The organism is Pseudomonas sp. TE3911, assembly GCF_054062775.1.
The window spans coordinates 4,203,739-4,222,423 of sequence record NZ_JBSSFP010000001.1 but is presented as its reverse complement, the minus strand read 5'-3'; the positions used below and the strand labels follow the sequence as shown (position 1 = coordinate 4,222,423).

The 18,685-nt window shown below is 62.7% G+C and carries 10 protein-coding genes; 3 read left to right on the top strand and 7 right to left on the bottom strand.

The window, feature by feature from the left end:
* The first annotated feature begins 28 nt into the window (after window positions 1-28).
* Both ACVWXD_RS19150 and ACVWXD_RS19145 read left to right on the top strand, forming a co-directional pair.
* A complete protein-coding gene (locus ACVWXD_RS19150) occupies window positions 29-790 on the top strand; it encodes a pilus assembly protein (protein ID WP_032891860.1) in 762 nt (253 codons plus the stop codon).
* A gap of 5 nt (window positions 791-795) precedes the next feature.
* On the top strand, window positions 796-1,278 hold the full coding sequence (locus ACVWXD_RS19145; protein ID WP_032891885.1) for a CS1 type fimbrial major subunit: 483 nt from the start codon (window positions 796-798) through the stop codon (window positions 1,276-1,278).
* A gap of 4 nt (window positions 1,279-1,282) precedes the next feature.
* Here ACVWXD_RS19145 and ACVWXD_RS19140 read toward each other — a convergent pair whose 3' ends face one another.
* Together ACVWXD_RS19140 and ACVWXD_RS19135 are read right to left on the bottom strand one after the other, a co-directional pair.
* Window positions 1,283-6,277, bottom strand: coding sequence for an NEL-type E3 ubiquitin ligase domain-containing protein (locus ACVWXD_RS19140; protein ID WP_457371253.1), 4,995 nt, complete (start codon window positions 6,275-6,277; stop codon window positions 1,283-1,285).
* A gap of 99 nt (window positions 6,278-6,376) precedes the next feature.
* The gene (locus ACVWXD_RS19135; RefSeq protein WP_181642763.1) at window positions 6,377-9,499 is read right to left on the bottom strand and encodes a transglycosylase domain-containing protein; all 3,123 of its coding nucleotides are present in this window, start codon (window positions 9,497-9,499) and stop codon (window positions 6,377-6,379) included.
* Window positions 9,500-9,874: 375 nt separating this feature from the next.
* On the opposite strand from ACVWXD_RS19135, the gene ACVWXD_RS19130 reads away from it, so the two are divergent.
* Window positions 9,875-11,293, top strand: a complete 1,419-nt coding sequence (locus tag ACVWXD_RS19130; protein ID WP_032891858.1) for an amino acid permease — start codon at window positions 9,875-9,877, stop codon at window positions 11,291-11,293.
* Window positions 11,294-11,332: 39 nt separating this feature from the next.
* Here the strand turns inward: ACVWXD_RS19130 and ACVWXD_RS19125 are convergent, their stop codons facing one another.
* The 5 genes from ACVWXD_RS19125 to ACVWXD_RS19105 form a co-directional block, all read right to left on the bottom strand.
* Window positions 11,333-12,463: an OpgC family protein gene (locus ACVWXD_RS19125; RefSeq protein WP_457371252.1), complete on the bottom strand. Its 1,131-nt coding sequence runs from the start codon at window positions 12,461-12,463 to the stop codon at window positions 11,333-11,335.
* A 282-nt stretch (window positions 12,464-12,745) separates the two neighbouring features.
* Window positions 12,746-13,030, bottom strand: coding sequence for a putative quinol monooxygenase (locus ACVWXD_RS19120; RefSeq protein ID WP_099601205.1), 285 nt, complete (start codon window positions 13,028-13,030; stop codon window positions 12,746-12,748).
* Between the two features lie 11 nt (window positions 13,031-13,041).
* On the bottom strand, window positions 13,042-14,661 hold the full coding sequence (locus tag ACVWXD_RS19115; protein WP_095183934.1) for an FMN-binding glutamate synthase family protein: 1,620 nt from the start codon (window positions 14,659-14,661) through the stop codon (window positions 13,042-13,044).
* Between the two features lie 81 nt (window positions 14,662-14,742).
* A complete protein-coding gene (gene bglX / locus ACVWXD_RS19110; protein WP_457371251.1) occupies window positions 14,743-17,007 on the bottom strand; it encodes a beta-glucosidase BglX in 2,265 nt (754 codons plus the stop codon).
* Window positions 17,004-18,635, bottom strand: coding sequence for a glucan biosynthesis protein (locus ACVWXD_RS19105; protein WP_457371250.1), 1,632 nt, complete (start codon window positions 18,633-18,635; stop codon window positions 17,004-17,006). The genes bglX and ACVWXD_RS19105 overlap by 4 nt, the downstream gene beginning before the upstream one ends.
* Window positions 18,636-18,685: the final 50 nt, after the last annotated feature.

Sequence of the window (18,685 nt, the reverse complement as noted above, 5' to 3'; positions counted from 1 at the left end):
GCAGTCAATCAACGAGGCGAAGTAAACGATGAAACAAGCAGTGTTATGGATCGGGTTGTGCCTGATGTCGCTCACCGTCCAGGCCGGGCCGCTGATCAACGTCGGGGTGGTGTACGACTACCTCGAAAGTGATCGCAGTTCCTACCTCAAGCGTGTGTTCAATGGCGGCACCAGCACCGCGTTCATCAAGGTCAACGTGTTGGAAATTGTCTACAACGCAGATGGCACCACCCGCGAAATCCCGGTGCCCTCGATCATCGATGACAAGGGCGTCACGACCAGTCGCGACGGCCTGATGGCCAGCCCGTCGCGACTGATCGTGCCGGTAAACGGCCGACAGGGCACGCGCCTGTTGTACATGGGCCCGCGCGACAAGGAACGCTATTTCCGCCTGCGCTTTATCCCCGTGGTCCCGGAAAAGGACGACAACTTCGGTATCAGCGACGAGGAGCGCGCCGACTACAAGGATCACCTGGCGGCCGGGATCAACGTGATGGCCGGCTACGGCACGGTGTTTTTCGTACGGCCCAAGGATGCGCGGTTCGACACCCGCATCAACGAGAGGCCTGACCAATACCAACTGCGTAACGCGGGCAACAGCACCGTGGTGCTCGACGAGTTCCACGACTGTTCGGTGACCAACCCCACTGACTGCGTGCCCACCACCAAGCACCACATCCTGCCCGAGCGACAACTGACGTTCGAGAAAAAACCGGGCCGGCGTTACAGCTTCGTGCTGGTGGAAGGGCTGGATAAAAAACCGCTGAAGGTCGAGAAGACTAACGGGTGATCATGATGTTCAAGCAGCTGACAAGATTCGGTGTACTGGCGGCCTGCATGCTGGCGGGCGCACCCACCTCGGCGATCCAGGAACGTCACTCGTTCGATGTCTCGGTGACCATCCCGGTAAACGAGGCCTATGTGCTGCCGTCCGAACCGGACTGGATGGGCCAGGACCAACTGCTGGCGTGGAACCTGGTGACTTCGCAACTGAGCCGCCTGCGCAAGAACTTCGACGTCAAGCACCTCAACGGCGGCGTCGCGGCCCGCCTTGGGGCCGAGCCGTACTTGTTTAACGGGCGTAACCGTATCGACCTGCAGGTGCAGTTCAACCAGGTAGCGCTGACCCTCGACCCGGTGGAAGTGGTCGGCGCCGCTGAAGCTCGAGTGGGACGCCGGGCCGAGCTGGACATCGCCGCCGTAGAGCCCGAAGGCGGCTATCGCGGCGGCGAGTACTACGGCACGGTGCACCTGGTGTTCGATTTCCTGGCGCCGTGATTGCCTACTCAGTGCTGGCCTTGAGCAAGGCTTCACGGGTCAAACGCCGCGCCAGCTCGTTATAGTCATGCTGGATATGGTCGTAGAAACCCAGCACCGTGCTGTCTGAAAACGCCTCTTCAGTAAGCACCACGCTGTACGGGATCACCAGATCGTCGGCCAGGCGGGTCAACTGCTCGCGCACACTGTCCGTCGGCGCAGCGACCCATTGCTCGTGCAATTCGAGCAGGTCCTGCAGGTGGCTGCCGGCCTCCGTGCGCAGCCTGCGCTGGGCGTTGAAGGCGCCCAGATAGGCCTCGTGCAGATAATCGCTCCAGAACGGCTGCTCCAGCAGGCCATTGATCAGACCATCGCCTTGTTGCAGCTGGCGAATGGCGTGCGCCGCTCGGTCGAGATGGGCCTGAGTGACCTGGGCCGTGTTGCGATACACCATGTGTTCAGACAGCCATGGCAGGTCCAGGCGCGCCTTCAGCCCAGTTTGATAGGCGAGATACACCTGCACGTCATCCACCTGGCCTTGACCGATGCCCAGTGTTTGTCCCAGGCCGCCTTCGTTGATCGGCAGGGTACGGCGCCGCACTTCTTCGCGGGCCAGACGGTTGACTTGGTCCAGGCGCCAGGCTTGCCGCGCCAGTTTTACCAGGCGGCTTTCGCGCTGGAGCATAGCCTGTGGGGCGTCGTCCTTGAGGATCTGCTCAAGCAGGGTTTCGACGCCCATGCGATTGAAGATATGCGCGCCGGCATCCGCGCAATTGGGCGGCGTCGCGGCCAGGCTGAAGATGCGTTCACGAAAGCTCGGGTTCTGGTCCACCGTGAACAGCAACTGCCACACCCGGATGGCCAAATCTTCCCGCCCCTGCTGGAACAGTTGCGCGTCGATCTCGGTCTGGAACTCCACGGGTGGACGCAGCAGTTTGAACAGGTCAAACAAGCCCTGGGAGCCATGCTCCTGTTCCACGTCCTCCCAGACTTTGATGGCCTCGTCGCGCGCCTCGCCGCTCAAGCCAATCAGCCAGTATTCACGGTCGGACGGCTTGCTGCGCGGCGTGGTGCGGTAGGGATCGAAACCGAAGGCACGCCGATACGCGACCACGCGATCTTCGTCTGCCGGTTCCAGGCGGCTGCGGTCGAGCCAACTGCTGGCGACGATGCGGGCGCCCACCGAATCTTCGGCGAACGGTGGAACGCTGGTGATTCGGGTGTGGGTCAGGTCCAACTCAGGGATGGCCAGCCTTGGACTGTCGAGGCCCGCCGGCCATTGGCTGATGCCGGTCCTGCGCAAGGTCAGTCGCCGCAGTTCGGGCAGCGGGCCGATGTCCGGCGGCACGCTCATCAATGCGTTGCCCTCCAGGTTCAGCGAGCGGAGCAAGGGCAGGTGCTTGAGTGCCTCGTAGTCGTAGCGGCCCCAGCGGATAGGGTTGTCGCGCAGGTTCAGCGCGGTCAGTGCTTTCATGTCGGTCAGTTGGGACGGCACGCCGGTCAGTTCATTCTCGGACAGGTCGACGATGCGCGTGGCGGGGAAATTGTCGAGAAAGCCCATTTCCTCGTCCTTCAGACGCGTGCCGCTCAGGTTCAGGCGGGTGACATGGCTGAAGTCCGCCCGCAGCGGCTCCATGTGTTGCACGTAGCGCCCCAGCACCAGATTGCTCAAGTCCAGGAGCGTGCCGCGCGGCTGTGGTTGTGGCGGCACCATGCGCAGGTAAGCGCCGTCTTCCCAGCAGCTTTGCAACTCTTTGATGATCAGCCCGCGCATGAGCAGCTCGTTTTGCGCGAGCACGCTGCCGACCGCACCGAGAGGACGCTGTTTGCGGAGGCTGCGCAGGTCTTCGCCCAGCAACCGGTGGTCGGCCTCCAGCGTGCCCAGCAGCGCCTTACCTTGCGCAGTGTCGAGGAACGGCGAGACGCTGGCGATCTCTTCTGCGTTCAGTCGTGGGCACAGCTTGGTCACGGTCTCAGCGGGCGTCGGTGCCGGGGCGGTTTGCCTGCGAAACAGGCGGCGGAAGGCCTCGAAGCCAGGTTTTTGCAGCAGGCGTTGGGTGCTGCGGTCGTCTGCCAGGCGCCCGGTCGGCGGTTCCAGCAGGGTGCGGCGCACGGCCAATGGTTCAAGTTGCGCCCTGAGCCAGGCCTTGAGGTTTTCACCCTGGCCAGGGCGCAAATCAACAGCCCCGTCAGGAAGCACACGCAATAGCGCTTCGAAAAAACGGTAGTGCGCGGGCGGTGTCGACGCCGGTACCCCGTGGATCCGGTAGCGGCCCTGACCTTGGTAGATCAGGACTTTCTGTGTGGCGGCCGCCTCCGGGCCTACCCGACACCGCAATGCGCCCTCCGGCGATTGCTCATGGATGGCAATACTCAGGTCCCCCAGAGCATCGGTGTTCAGACGCAGGAGATTGAGGACCATGCGCTCGGTGTCCGGCGTCAGCAAGGCATCGTCATGCAAGCCTTCACTGGCGTGGCTGGCGCGGACTTCGTTGGCCAGTTCCCGGGCGAGGTTTTTCAGGCGCAGAGGGATGCGCTGTTCACGGCTCATCACGTCCAGTTCCTGGGGCGATGTGCGCAGTAGCAGCGTCGTCACCAGCTCTGCGGGCAACTGCGGGAACTGCTGTTGAATCAGTTGACCGTGAGGGGTGTCCAGCACTTCGCGTGCGCTGTAGAGGTGATTGAACATCGCAACGGTGTGTGGCGTGAGCCGATCGGCCAGTTGGTTGCGCAGCGCCGCGACCCGCGCGGTTTGGGTCTCGGGCAGGGGCGAGGGCAGCAGGGCGTCGAGTTCCTTTTCGCTGAGAAACGCGAGGACTTGCTCCGGCAACGAGCCGGCCTGCACCTGCGCATGGCTGATGTTCAGGGTGTCGGCGGGCAATGCATCGGCGGCGCCATAACGCATGGCGTAGCCGCTCAGGTCCGGTTCGATGAACACGTCGATGGCTTTGTGCGACGGCCAGCCAGGTAACTCAGTGGTGGTTTGCACCGACCAGTTGGTCGGCAGCTCGGCCGGGGCGCCGGTGCGGATGCGCTGGGGTGTCTGTTCGACGTGCCGACGCAGTTGCAGGCGCTTGAGGCTGTCGGCCAGCAGTGGCGGAGGAGGGGAGCGGTCGGCATACATCATGCGCAGGGCGCCGTCGTGAGTTCCGCTGGTGGCGCAGGCTTGTGCCCGTTGCGCGGGAGTGAGGCCTTCCACCAGAAGAGGACCAAGGCGCTCGTGCAGCGCCGCGCTGTCCCAGGTGCGCGGGTCTTCTCCTTCATGCAGCCAGGCGCCGTTGTCATTGTGTTCGAGTCGCGGGGAATAGGCCTCGGGGCGGGTCGGGTGCTGGATGCGGTAGGTGTCACTGGCGGCCTCGTGCGCGACCACGTAATGGCGGTCCTTCAGGCGCAGGATGCGTTGGTTCTGATGCTCGTGAAGACCCAGCGCGTCGGGCTGTGCATCGGCCGGCAATTGCAGATCATGCCGGGCATAGGGCGCCAGATCCGGGTTCCACAGGCGTGGTTGCCCGTTGACCTCGACCACCCGCAGATCATCGACGAACAGTGAGCGCCGCAACGCACCGCCCACGGCGGCGCCGGCGGCAAACGTGCCCAGTTGCACCACTTCGCTGGTCACGCTCACCACATGTTCGGCGGCTTCGCGATATTGGCCCTCGGCCAGGTCGACGACCCCTTCAATGATCTCGCTGCTCAATTGATAAACGGTGTAGGCCAGCATCAACTCACCGAGAAACGGCACGAACGGCGTGATCACCATCAGGGCGGCGTTGAAAATATCCGTGATCATTTTCGTGGCGTTGTCCCACCAGGCCCAGCGCTCGGCGCGGTCGGCATCGGAGGTGGACACCGCCATGCTGCGCCCGTCATTGAGGATTTTATTCAGCGCCTGCTGGTAGCGGTGTTCCCACAGGTCTGCGTCGATCCTGATGGCTGAAAATGGCAGCCGTTGGCCCAGCCCGGCAAAGAAGTGCCCGCGTTGGTTATGCCCGACAAACTCGCTGAAGAACTGCTGATAGGTTTGCTGGCCGCGTGATGGGATCGCTGCGTTGGCGTGCAGCTTGCGTGTCAGATCCGTCATGAACGCCACGCTGGAGTCGTATTCCTTGACGGGACTTTCGGGGTCATGAGGGATGTAGGCGATCAGTTTCGACACGCTGGACACGCGGTCCAAATCCGCCGCAATCAGCAGTATGCCGGCCAGTGGCGCATCCAGGATGTTCAAACGGTAGAACTGCAGCACCCCACGCTCACCGCGCAGCGCTTGCAGCAGCACTGCGCACGCCGCGGGCCCCAGGTCCTTTTTCAGCACGGCCAATTGCGCGGCAGCCTTGAGCGCGGCCTTTTGGCTGGCAATGATGCGGGTCTTGAGCGTGGCGCGCAGCGCGAGGTCGGTCGGCAACAGATGCTGGTTCAGGTGCTGTTGATAGCGGGCGCCGAGGTTCAGTTCGCGGCACAGCGTCTTGAACTGCAGAAGGGGCATTCGCTCGGCCAGTGGCAGGATGTCGAAGTGGCCTCGGGCGTCCGGTTGGGTGATGTAGCAGGAGTCTTTTTCAAAGCTTTCACCGGCGGCGAAGTTATGCAACGCCGCATCCAGCAACGACACTCTGCGGGTGGTCGCCCCCTTGGAAATATCCAACGCATACCAGGGCAGTTGCGTGGGGATATACAGGTAGAGGTAGGTGGTTTTGACGTTCAGATCCAGGCCGTGTTTTTCGCGGATGGCCTCCTGCAACAGCGGCTCGGAAAAACCATACAGGTCCTGCACGTCGCGAAGGTGTTGGTCCACGGCGTTTTGTGCGCGCCAGCCCTCGGCATTCGCCAGCTGCAGCGTGGTGTGTTGATCGGGTGAGGCGCTGGCGTACCAGTCCGGTCGGGACAGCGTGGTGCTGTTGAACAGGCTGATTCGGGCGGGGACGGCGGTGGTGAGCCAGTCGGGAATTCTCTGCTGTATCAGCGCGTAATGAGGCCCCTTGTAGGGCGTTGCCAGAGGACTGGCAGGAGGGGGGGATTCGGGCATGCAATGGCGCTCGCTAAGGGATTTGAAGCCATTAGCGTATCCACTGAAGACTAGAACAAAAGCTCAAAATCCTGGGCGGTTCGGTGCGTTGAGCACCCGTTATTCGAATGAAAGATGCGCATAACTAACACCCTGTTTCGGCGGTTGGCACAGGGTCTGCGCGTCGGGTTGCAGGTAAGGCGTGAGGATCGGTGCCATACCCTTGAGCACCTGCACCGGCAGCGCCGACGTGAACGTGAATTGCTGCGCCGAAATGCCCGGAACGAATGCGGTGAGGGTGCCGAAGTGGTGCTCGCCGATGTAGAACACGAACGTCGCGGTGCGGTTGATGGACTTGGAACTGAGCACACGCCCACCGGCGCCGATGGCTTCGATGCGGTTGTCGCCGGTACCGGTCTTGCCGCCCATGATCAAGGGTGTGCCGTCAGTCAGCTTGAAACTGCCGGCCACGCGTTTGGCGGTGCCGGCGTCCACCACTTGCGACAACGCGCCACGCAGGGCGGTGGCGACTTCGCTAGGCATGACGCGTTTGCCGCGATCGGGGTTGTTGACCAGGCGGGTTTCATAGGGGGTGTCGGCGGCAAAATGCAGGCTGTCGATGCGCAGGGTCGGTTCGCGTACGCCGTCATTGAGGATGATCCCCACCAATTCCGCCAGCGCAGCGGGGCGGTCGCCGGAGCTGCCGATGGCCGTGGCCAGCGATGGCACCAGATGGTCGAAGGGGTAGCCGACTGCCTGCCAGCGCTGGTGAATATCCAGAAACGCTTCGATTTCCAGCATGGTGCGGATGCGACTGTCACGGGCGCTCTTGTGGCGGCTCTTGAACAGCCAGCCATAGACTTCCTGGCGCTCATGCTCACTGGCGGCGACGGCCTGGGTGAAGGTGGCGTCGGGGTGTTCCAGCAAGTAGCCGAGCAGCCACAATTCCAGCGGATGGACCTTGGCGATGTAGCCTTGGTCCGGCAGGTCGTAGGCGCCCGGGCCGTAGGCCTGATAGAGCTTGGTCAGGCGCTCGTCGCTGAGTTTTTCCGGTTCCTTGCTCTTGAGGTGAGCGCGCACGAACCCGTTGAAACTCTGCTGGCTGGCCTGGGGCAGCAGGTAGCGGTGCACGGCGGCCAGGCGTATGGCGGTGGGGTGCATGCTGTCGAGGAAGGTGTCGAGCCGCGCCTGGGTGTCCTTGTTGCGGTAGCGTTTCCAGAAACGCAGCAGAAAGGTGGTGCCCTCACGGTCGGCGAACTGGGCCAGGTATTCCTGGCGGCGCGGGTCGCTGTCGTCCTTGAGCAACTCGGCGCTGTTGTTGGGGCCGTGGTAGGTGCTGTAACGCACCAGGTCGCGCATCAGGCGAATGAACGGCAGGTTGATCGACTCGCGCAGGGCATCGCGCAGGCTCGGGCTGCGACCATTGTCTTCGTTGCGAAAATTGTGGAAGCGGTGCAGGCCGCCACCGGTGAAAAAGCTCTCGCCAGGGCTGGCGGAATACTGCCGGTCGAGGGCTGCGTCGAGCATCTTCGGCAGGCTGCGGTCGGTGCTTTGCGCCAAGTAGTCCACGGCCCAGCGCGACAGGCGATCCTGCTCGTCGACGCTGACTTTTTTCAGTGCGGCGGCGGGCTGTGCGCCATAGCGATCATGCAGTTCGCTGATGATCTGCAAATAGGTGGTCAGCACCCGTAGCTTGGCGGTGGAGCCCAACTCCAGCTTGCTGCTCTCGTTGATGTCGAAGGGTTGGTCGGTGTTGTCGGTCTGCACACGCACCCGTGCGCCGTCGGCGGTCATCTCGTAGAGGGTGAAGCTGTAGCGCACTTGCGCGGTGCTGGCCGGCGTCAGCAGCCGTGGCCCGAGCAGACCCAGTTGCGCGGCGAAGGCAGGGTCAGCGAGCTGCTTGAGGTAGGCGGTGGCCTGGGTTTGCAGGTCGTTCTGCAAGGTGCTGGTGGCGGCCAGATCGAGGCGGTCGAGGTCGTACAGCGATCGGTTGAGCAGCGCGGCCAGGCGACTGCGCGCAACGCTGATGCCCTTGTTGGTCTCGATCGGTTGCAAGGTCGGTTGCTGCTGCCAGTCGCGGTACGTCACCTGACTCGCGAGCGCGGCATCGGCCAGGGCCGGTTCGATGACGCCGTTCTGTTTGAGCAGACGCAGGTGGCTGTCGGTCAGGTCTGCAAGTTCCGGGCGGCCTTTGGACAAGTAATGGGACGGCCGGCGCTGGGCAATCATCAGCGACAAGACTTCGCGCAGGGCCACACCTTTTTGCTCGAGGTTGCCAGTGCCGGCGTCGGCCAGCAGCGCATTGGTGCGCTTGAAGTCGGCGCCGTACCACACCCGCAGACCTTCGGCCATGCCGTGCACTTCACCATGGCCAGGCACAGCGGACAGCGGCACGCTGTTGAGGTAATCGCGCACGATGTTCTGGCGCGCGAGCAAGGTCTGCGGGCCGTCCTGGTAGGCGCGCACGCTGGCAGAAAACATCTGGCGCAGCTTCTCGCTACCGGACAGGGTCAGGCCGTCGGGGGAGTGGCGGTATTTTTCCAGTTGGGTGGCGAGGGTGCTGCCGCCGGCGCTTTGCCCGGGCAGGTGCAGCACGCGGGCGACTTGCGACCACGCGGCCTTGGCGAAGCGCGGCCAATCCACCGCCGGGTTGGCCTGGGGCTGTGCGGGGTCCAGCAGGTCACGGTTTTCGATGAACAGCAGGCTGCTGACCACCACCGGCGGGATCGCGGTGAAATCCGGGTAAAACTGCTGGGGGTAGCTGAACTGGTACAGCGGCGTGGCGCGGCAGTCGTTGATCGACAGGCCGGCCTGGATTTTTTCGGCGTAGGGCACAAACAGCCCATGGGCGGTGTAGTCCATCAAGGCGTCGGAAAACTGCGCCTGGCTCTGGATCAGGAAATTGCGCTTGAGCAGGCGTGGCAGGAATTCATCGATGGCGCTGTAGCCCAGGCGTTTGTCGAAGGGCCCTTCACCGGGGTAAACGATGCGGTCGCTGGCGCCGGGCTCCACCGTGTAGCTGAGGGTCGTGGCCAGACGGCTCAGTTCGCGGGACTGCCAGTCGGCGCTGCGCATTTCGCGCTGGGCGACATACGCTGCGGCAATCAGCGCGATCACCAGTAGCAGCCACACCATTCGCCACCTGTACAACCGCTTGCGGGGGCGTCGTGGCAATGGCTGTTCATCCTCGCTGTCGGCAGGCGCCGCAGCTTTGGTTGAATCGGTTTGCCATAAAGCGCCCATAGTCGATTGATCCCATCCCGGCAGATTGATCGGACTTGTCTCAAGCGTAGACGCTGATTGGCTTGCGTGAGGAATTTGTCGACCGGGCCGGGCATGGGCAAAGCCCGATGACAGCGTAGGTGGCTTGAAGGGTCGCACCATTGGTGTGCGATACTCCCACCGCTAAATCGTATTAAGGCGGCAATTCCCGCTGAATATTGCCTTTTATAGAGTGAAAATCACTGGGTTGAGCTTTTTATACTGCATCCCCCCGATCTGGCCCCGCCGGACCGGTTTGCCCACAAGGTGAACCGGCGATGGCATGTCACGGCAGACCCGCCGCGACGTGCTGGACTCGGAGGCTCATATCCAATAACAAGACGAGGTTGTATCCCTATGCCAGTCGGCAACCACCTGCCCCATGGCGAGACCGCTTCGGGCGGCCCGCTCAAACGCGAACTGGGTGAGCGGCATATCCGCCTGATGGCGCTCGGCGCCTGTATCGGTGTCGGCCTGTTCCTCGGCTCGGCCAAGGCCATCGAAATGGCCGGCCCGGCCATCATGCTCTCCTACATCATCGGCGGCCTGGCCATCCTGGTGATCATGCGCGCCCTCGGCGAAATGGCCGTGCATAACCCGGTGGCCGGCTCGTTCAGTCGTTATGCCCAGGATTATCTCGGCCCGTTGGCGGGCTTTCTGACCGGCTGGAATTATTGGTTCCTGTGGCTGGTGACCTGTGTGGCCGAGATCACCGCCGTGGCGGTGTACATGGGCGTGTGGTTCCCCGACACACCGCGCTGGATCTGGGCCCTGGCGGCGCTGATCAGCATGGGCACCATCAACCTGATCGCGGTAAAAGCCTTTGGTGAGTTCGAGTTCTGGTTCGCGCTGATCAAGATCGTCACCATCATTGCCATGGTGATCGGCGGCGTCGGCATCATCGCCTTCGGCTTTGGCAACGACGGCGTGGCGCTGGGGATTTCGAACCTGTGGGCCCACGGCGGCTTCATGCCCAATGGCGTGCAGGGTGTGCTGATGTCGTTGCAGATGGTGATGTTCGCCTACCTCGGCGTGGAGATGATCGGCCTCACCGCCGGCGAAGCGCGCAACCCGCAGAAGACTATTCCGAGCGCAATCGGGTCGGTGTTCTGGCGCATCCTGTTGTTCTACGTGGGCGCGTTGTTCGTGATCCTGTCGATCTACCCGTGGAATGAAATCGGCACCCAGGGTAGCCCGTTCGTGATGACCTTCGAGCGTCTGGGCATCAAGACCGCAGCGGGCATCATCAACTTCGTGGTGATCACGGCGGCGCTCTCGTCGTGCAACGGCGGCATCTTCAGCACCGGGCGCATGCTCTACAGCCTGGCGCAGAACGGCCAGGCGCCGGCCGCGTTCGCCACCACGTCGAGCAACGGCGTGCCGCGCAAAGCCTTGCTGCTGTCGATCTTCGCCTTGCTGCTCGGCGTGCTGCTCAACTACCTGGTGCCGGAGAAAGTTTTCGTCTGGGTCACGTCCATCGCCACCTTCGGCGCAATCTGGACCTGGGTGATGATCCTGTTGGCCCAGCTCAAGTTTCGCAAGAGCCTGAGCCCGGCCGAGCAGAAAGCCCTGAAGTACCGCATGTGGCTGTACCCGGTCAGTTCGTACCTGGCGCTGGCATTTCTGGTGCTGGTGGTGGGCCTGATGGCGTACTTCCCGGACACCCGCATCGCGCTGTACGTCGGTCCGGTGTTCCTGGTGCTGCTGACCGTGTTGTTCTACGTGTTCAAGCTGCAACCGAACACCGCCAACGCGGCGCCAGTGCACTCCGCCTGACGCCTGGCAAGGCCCGCTGCGTGCGGCGGGCCTTACCCTTCAGCTGGCCTGTGTGACCAGCTTGTGCGACTGATCCAGGCGCTTGTTGAATTCCAGCCACAACCCCAGCATCACCATCAATGAAGCGCCGACCAGCGCTGTCAGCAGTTGCATCAGCAGCGCATCGCCAGCCATCGCATTGACCATGTCGGCCAACGGCGCCAGCACGACGCCCAGGCAAAACACTTCCAGTGAATAACGGCCCATGCGGCAGGTGTGCTGCGCCAGCCAGTTGTCGGTCCAGCCGCGTCCGGGCAACAGCTTGGCGGTGACATACGCCAGTGCGAGGAAGTGCAGCAGGCGCAGCGGCGACAGGTCGGTCTTGCTGATTGGGTAGATCAGATCGCTGACCGCCGATGGCATCCACGTATCGTGCACTTCGGGCCAGCGCCACGACAGTGTCAGCACCGCTGCAGCCAGGGTGTAGATCGCCGCCGCCTTGAACAACGGCTGCCGGCGCAGTGGCCGCAGTTCGGCCGGGCGCTCGCGGCTGGCATGAATCGCCGCCGCGCCACCGAGGATGAACAGAAACTGCCAGGTCACCGGGTTGAAGTACCACACGCCGTCGGCAATCGCCCGGAGGTTCCAGCCCATCCACGGCGCCAGCAGGTACACCGTCATCGACGCGCCCACCACCAGCCAGGTCTTGCGCAGCAACAGCGGCAACACCAGCGGCAAACCACCAAGCAGCACGATATACAACGGCAGCGGGTCCATCAGGTTGGGCTTGAAGCGCAGCAGAAGTTCATCGGTCAGCGCCTGCTGCGGGTGGGTGACGAAGTGCGTCAGGCCCATCTCCTCGACGAGGTCGCGGGTTTCCACATGGCTGTTGGCGAAGAACACGATGCCCATCAGCATCGCCAGCAAGAAGATGTGCACCACGTACAACACCCAGGTACGGCGCAGGATCTTCAGCGTGGCGAACCAATAGCCGTCACGCTGCAGGATCTTGCCGTAGGCCAGCACAGCGGCGTAGCCGGCGAGGAACACGAAGACTTCGGCCGCATCGCTGAAACCGAAATTGCGTAGGGTGATCTGGCCGAGGGGATTGTGGGGAACGTGATCCCAAAAAATGAAGATCAACGCCAGGCCCCGAAAAAAATCGATGCGCGGGTCGCGTCCGTTCAGCATGGCAGCGGGCTCTTTGACGAAAGGTTTAGTAATGACAGGCGCAGGCGCGAATTGTCGTACGCCGCAGGTCGGGCGGGCGCAGGTTGGCGGTATTTCCAAGCAATTGCAAAGGCTGGATATTACTGAATGTCTCTAGACGTCAATGATCTCTGACGTGCCCTGGGTATCGGGGAGTACGGCATGAGAGGAGGCTGCTTTAACAAGGTACAACTGAACCGTCTCTCCGGGGATTTCGTTAACAACGATGCCCTCGGTGGTCCGGTTCAGTCTGGAAAGGCTGGGTCAGAACGCATCCATCAACAGCACTTTGCATGGCTTGGCCTGGTGCTCGTTTATCTGCGGCACCAGCCGGGTAAAGTGTTCGGTCTGGCAATGCGTGTCGAGCGCGGCCTGGTCGGGCCATTGCTCAATGAAAATGAAGTGCCCGGGGTCGTCCTGATCGACAAACAGGTCGTAGGCGATGCACAGCGGTTCCTGGCGGGTTTTTTCCACCAGTTCGGCGTACCAGGGACGTACCGTGTCGAGGTGTTCGGGCTTGATGAAATCTTCAGCGATGACCTTCAGCATGGTTAGCGTCCTTAAGCCGCGGCTACGTCGTGGGGCTCAAAACTGTCCGCACGCGCCATCTGCCACATCCGCGAATAGAATTCGCCGTTCACCTCGCCGGTGAGCAACTCGCCGGGCTTGAGGAACACATGCAACTGCGAGAACAACTTGATCTCGGTCGCCGACATGCGCCGCACCAGGTGCTTGGCCGACAGTTGCGACGGATGATCCAGGCCTGCCGCCGCGAGCATCTCGGCCAGGGCCTTGAGCGTGTTGCGGTGGAAGTTGAACACACGCTGGGCCTTGTCCGGCACCACCAGGGCGCGCTGGCGCAGCGGGTCTTGGGTGGCGACGCCGGTGGGGCATTTGTTGGTGTGACAGCTTTGCGATTGGATGCAGCCGATGGCGAACATGAAGCCGCGCGCCGAGTTGGCCCAGTCGGCGCCGATGGCCAGGACGCTGGCGATGTCGAAGGCGCTGACGATCTTGCCGCTGGCGCCGAGCTTGATCTTGTCGCGCAGGTTCAGGCCCACCAGGGTGTTGTGCACAAACAACAGGCCTTCACGCAGCGGCACGCCGATATGGTCGGTGAACTCCACGGGCGCCGCGCCGGTGCCGCCTTCTTTGCCGTCTACCACGATAAAGTCCGGAAGGATGCCGGTTTCGAGCATGGCCTTGGCGATGCCCATGAATTCCCACGGGTGGCCCAGGCAGAACTTGAAACCTACCGGCTTGCCGCCGGACAGCTCGCGCAGTTGGGCGATGAATTGCATCAGTTCGATGGGCGTGGAGAACGCACTGTGGCGCGACGGCGAGATGCAGTCTTCGCCCATCAGGATGCCACGGGTCTCGGCGATTTCTTTAGTCACCTTGTGCTTGGGCAGGATCCCGCCATGGCCGGGTTTTGCGCCCTGGCTCATCTTGATTTCGATCATGCGCACCTGTGGGTTCTGCGCCTGCACGGCAAAGCGCTCCGGGTCGAAGCGGCCGTCGCTGGTGCGGCAGCCGAAGTAACCGCTGCCCAGTTCCCAGGTCAGGTCACCGCCGTTTTCGCGGTGATAGGGGCTGATGCTGCCTTCGCCAGTGTCATGGGCGAAGTTGCCCAGCTTGGCGCCCTGGTTGAGCGCGCGGATGGCGTTGGCACTCAATGAACCAAAGCTCATCGCCGATATGTTGAACACTGACGCCGAGTACGGCTGCGTGCACTGCGGACCGCCGACCATCACGCGAAAGGCGCTGGGGTCACTCAACGGCGCGGGGCGCATGGAGTGGCCGATAAATTCGAAGCCCGCCTGGTACACGTCAATCAGGGTGCCGAAGGGCTTGTCGGCGGTTTCGTTCTTGGCCCGCGAGTAAACCAGTGAGCGTTGCGAACGCGAGAAGGGCAGGGCGTCGCTGTCGGACTCCAGCAGGTACTGGCGGATTTCCGGGCGGATGGCTTCTACCAGGTAACGGATATTGCCCAGGATCGGGTAGTTGCGGCGCACCGCGTGGGGACTTTGCAACAGGTCGAAGATACCGATCAGGCTCAACACGCCGGTGACCAGGGTGATGGGCCACAGCCATTCGTGTTGGATAAAGGGAAGGCTGGCGAGGGTGAAAATGACGCACACGGCAAAGAAGGCGTAACGGCTTAGCAAGGACAGGCTCATACGGTTTCCTTGGGTTCGGACTCTCAGGTCGATCCGGCATTCTGCGCCAGTAAGGAAAGCCCGGACAACCCACAGTGGTATTCAGCGAGCGCGTGTGGGGGGCTCGGATGGGCCTGAGGCAGAGAGTTCACGGCTGTCCGTGACCTCGAACCGAGCCTGATGGGTGGTGGTCGAATCGCCGCCGACGAAGACGGTAAAAGTGCCGGCCTCTATTACCGGCGAAAAATGTTGATTGAGCAGTGCGAAGTCCTGTGGGCCAAGATTGAAGTTCACGCTGCGCGTCTCACCGGGCGCCAGGTGGATTTTGCGAAAGCCGCGCAGTTGGCGGACCGGGCGAGTGACGCTGGCGACGTCGTCGCGCAGGTACAGCTGGACGATTTCATCACCGGCGCGCTGCCCGGTATTGGTGACGTTCACGTGTACCGTCAGGGACTCGGTGGACGCTAGCCGCTCGGCGCTGATCCGAGGCGTGTCATAGCTGAACGAGGTATAGCTGAGGCCGAAACCGAAGGGATACAGCGGCGTCCAGAGTTCATCGATGTAGCCGGACTCATAACCGCCGGCACCGGTGGGCGGGCGGCCGGTGTTTTTGTGCGCGTAGTAGAGGGGGATCTGCCCCACGTTACGGGGGACGGTGATCGGCAGTTTGCCGCTGGGGTTGATGTCACCGAACAGAACATCGGCCACCGCGTTGCCCATTTCACTGCCCAGGAACCAGGTTTCCAAAAGTGCCGGCGCCTCGCGCACGGTCTTCGAGAACACGAGCGGGCGGCCATTCATCAGCACGATGACCACGGGCTTGCCGGTGTCCAACAGGGCACGCAACAACGTGTCCTGGGCACCCGGCAGGCCCAAGTCCGTGCGACTGCGAGCTTCACCGCTCTGATCGGCGCGCTCACCGAGCACCGCGATCACCACCTCGGCATCGCGGGCGGCCTGCAGGACTTCTGCCAGGTCATCAACCGCGTTGCTGATGGGCGATGCACCGCCCAGGTAAACCACCTCGGTGTCGGGGGCGACGGCATGGCGTATGCCCTGCAAGACCGTGATCGAATCTTCAGGATGAGCCGCCAAGGCCCAGGGGCCGATCGTGGCTTCGGCATCCGTGGCCAGGCTGCCGACCACCAGCACGTTGCGCAGGTGCTTGGACAGGGGCAGCAGTGCGTCGTTGTTTTTCAGCAGCACAATGGATTTCTGCGCAGCCTCTCGGGCCAGGGCCCGGTGCTGCGGTGTCAGGGTATTGGCTCGCTGCCGCGCCTCATTGCTGTAGCGGTAAGGGTCATCGAACAGGCCCAGGCGTTGTTTAGTCTGGAGGACGCGGCGCACCGCAGCATCCACTGCGGCCATGGGGATCTGGCCAGTGCGCACCAGTGTCGGCAGGTATCGGCGGTACATCTGGCTGGCCATGTCGACGTCCACGCCGGCGGTGAGTGCCAGCCGCGCCGTGTCGGCCGGAATATCCGCTACGCCATGCTGACTCAACTCCCAGATCGCGTTGAAGTCACTGACAATCAGGCCGGTGAATCGCCATTGATTGCGCAGCACCCCGGTCAATAACGCGCTGTTGCTGTGCAGGGGTGTCCCGGCTATTTCGTTGAACGAGGGCATGATTGCATCAACGCCCGCCGCGACGGCCGCCCGGAAAGGCGGTAAGTGCACTTCCTGCAAGGTGCGTTCCGACACGTCGGCGACGTTATAGTCCCGCCCACCCTCGGCCGCGCCGTAGGTGACGAAGTGTTTCGCGGTCGTCAGCATGAACGAGCTGTCGTGCGGCCCTGCACCGTGGAACCCCTTTACCTTGGCACTGGCCAGCGCTGCGCCCAAAAACGGATCTTCGCCGGTACTTTCCACCACACGGCCCCAGCGCGGGTCGCGGGCGATGTCGACCATGGGCGCGAACGTCCAGTGCACGCCGCTGGCCGTCGCTTCAATGGCAGCCGCGCGAGCGGTGCGCTGCGCCAGGTCGGGGTCCCAGGCCGAGGCTTCCGCCAACGGCACGGGAAATACCGTTCGAAAGCCGTGAATCACATCGAATGCAAACAGCAGCGGTATGTGCAGGCGCGAGTGGGTGACGACGTGTTTCTGCAGCGCGAGAGTCTGCTCGAAACCGTACGCGCCAAGGATCGAGCCGACCATGCTCTCGGGCAGATGCGACTGTGTGCCTTGGTCGATGACAGGGCCGGTCGGTGTGTCCTGAATGCCGAGCTGGCTGAGTTGGCCGATTTTTTCTTCGAGCGTCATCTGTTGCAGCAAGCCTTCCACCCATTCCTGCTCATTGGCCGGCAGGGCTGCGGTGCTGACACTGAGCGTCAGGTAGAGCAGCGTCAATTGACGAAAGCGCTTCATTGCCGGTTGCCGGTGTCAGCCGTTGAAGCGACACCGATTGCCGTCGAATCCGAGTTGAAGGGGTGGTACTGATACAGCCAGGTCTCTGACAGCGGCTGACCGTCCAGGCGCAGGAACAGGCGCAGCTCCACCGGTTCCTTGCCGTCGACGGTTAAATCGAACTGTGCTCGCCAATGACCGACGACGCCGTCCGGCACGGCCTCGGTGAAGACAAGTCCAAGCTCGCCTCGGGAGCAACTGATCACGGCCTCTGGCTTGACGCCCGGTGCAAGTTTTTCCAACGGAGCGCCTTGAAATTCGACGACAAATTTACGCACTCCCGCGGGACGTGGCTGCCCGGGTTGGCCGCCTTTGCCCAGACGCGTGGCCAAGCACACCGCCAATGGCGAAGCGTAAGGCTCCTGGGCCAGCCAGTGGAGGCGATAACGTAGCGTATAGCGATTGCCCGCTTCGGCGGGGGCCGAGGGCACCCACATGGCGACGATGTTGTCGTGGATCTCATCGTCAGTGCCATTTTCCATCAGTTGTACGCTGCCTTCGCCCCAGTCGCCCAACGGCTCGACCCATAGGCTGGGGCGGCGCTGATAATTCACGCCATCGAGGTAGTGGTCAAAATTGCGGTCACGTTGTAAGAGGCCGAAACCCTTCGGTTGATGGTCGCTGAACGCCGAAACCACAGTGCGCGGCGGGTTGTTCAGGGGGCGCCAGATGCGCTCGCCGTTGCCGGTCCAGAGCGCCAGTCCGTCGCTGTCGTGGACTTCGGGGCGCCAATCGGCGGCGGTTCGCTTGGCGGTTTCACTGAACCAGAACATCGAAGTCAGCGGTGCAATGCCCAGCCGGCGGACGCTCTTGCGCAGGAAGAACGTACAGTCGACGTCCATGATCACGCCCTGCGTGCGGTCGATCACGAAACGGTAGGCGCCGCAGATACTGGGCCCGTCGAGCCGCGCATAGAGGGTCATGGACGTGGCGTGCAGGTCCTTCGGCGGTTCGAACCAGATGTGGGTGAAGGCGGGAAATTCTTCGGCCTTGCCGGCCTCAGCCACGTCCAGGGCAATCGCCCGTGCCGACAGACCGTACTGGTACAACTCGCCGATAGCCCGGAAGTACGATGCGCCAAGAAAGGCCACCCAGTCGTTCTGTTGCCACGGGAGTTTGGTCTGGTTGCCCAGACGGCTTTCCTGGATGCGAAAACCGGCGAATCCACTGTTACGGGGCAAGGCGTGGGCCGGGCTGTCGCCGGGCATGTCGAAGTTCGCCGGGTCGTAAACGATCTCGCGGGCGACGCCGTTGTCCAGCGCATACACCCTCACCGGTGTGCGAAAAAATGATCCCAGATGGAAGAAGGTCACGGGAAACTGCCCCGGCCCCTTGGCAAACAGAGCTAACTCGGGTTTGAAGCGGATCTGGCCGTGGGCGGCGTAGTCGAGTTTCGTCAACAGCGCGTCCGAGTCCGTGTTGGGATAACGGTAGGGTTTCAAGGCATCGACTTGTGCCTGTTCGATCAAGCCCTCGAAGGAAAAGGGGCCGGCCTGCTCGGCACTGTCGGCAGCCAGGGCGCCCTTGCCCAGATGCGTGAGCAGGGCGGTCAGCGAAGCGTACGCCAGGAACTCGCGACGTGTGGACATGGTGACCATTCCTTGGACGAAGAGGAGCCATCTTCACGATCAACACGCCG

Bases quoted from the DNA above. Each gene is read 5' to 3' on its own strand.
- ACVWXD_RS19150 (WP_032891860.1), top strand. From the start codon at position 29: ATGAAACAAGCAGTGTTATGGATCGGGTTGTGCCTGATGTCGCTCACC.
- ACVWXD_RS19145 (WP_032891885.1), top strand. From the start codon at position 796: ATGTTCAAGCAGCTGACAAGATTCGGTGTACTGGCGGCCTGCATGCTG.
- ACVWXD_RS19140 (WP_457371253.1), bottom strand. From the start codon at position 6,277: ATGCCCGAATCCCCCCCTCCTGCCAGTCCTCTGGCAACGCCCTACAAG.
- ACVWXD_RS19135 (WP_181642763.1), bottom strand. From the start codon at position 9,499: ATGGGCGCTTTATGGCAAACCGATTCAACCAAAGCTGCGGCGCCTGCC.
- ACVWXD_RS19130 (WP_032891858.1), top strand. From the start codon at position 9,875: ATGCCAGTCGGCAACCACCTGCCCCATGGCGAGACCGCTTCGGGCGGC.
- ACVWXD_RS19125 (WP_457371252.1), bottom strand. From the start codon at position 12,463: ATGCTGAACGGACGCGACCCGCGCATCGATTTTTTTCGGGGCCTGGCG.
- ACVWXD_RS19120 (WP_099601205.1), bottom strand. From the start codon at position 13,030: ATGCTGAAGGTCATCGCTGAAGATTTCATCAAGCCCGAACACCTCGAC.
- ACVWXD_RS19115 (WP_095183934.1), bottom strand. From the start codon at position 14,661: ATGAGCCTGTCCTTGCTAAGCCGTTACGCCTTCTTTGCCGTGTGCGTC.
- bglX (WP_457371251.1), bottom strand. From the start codon at position 17,007: ATGAAGCGCTTTCGTCAATTGACGCTGCTCTACCTGACGCTCAGTGTC.
- ACVWXD_RS19105 (WP_457371250.1), bottom strand. From the start codon at position 18,635: ATGTCCACACGTCGCGAGTTCCTGGCGTACGCTTCGCTGACCGCCCTG.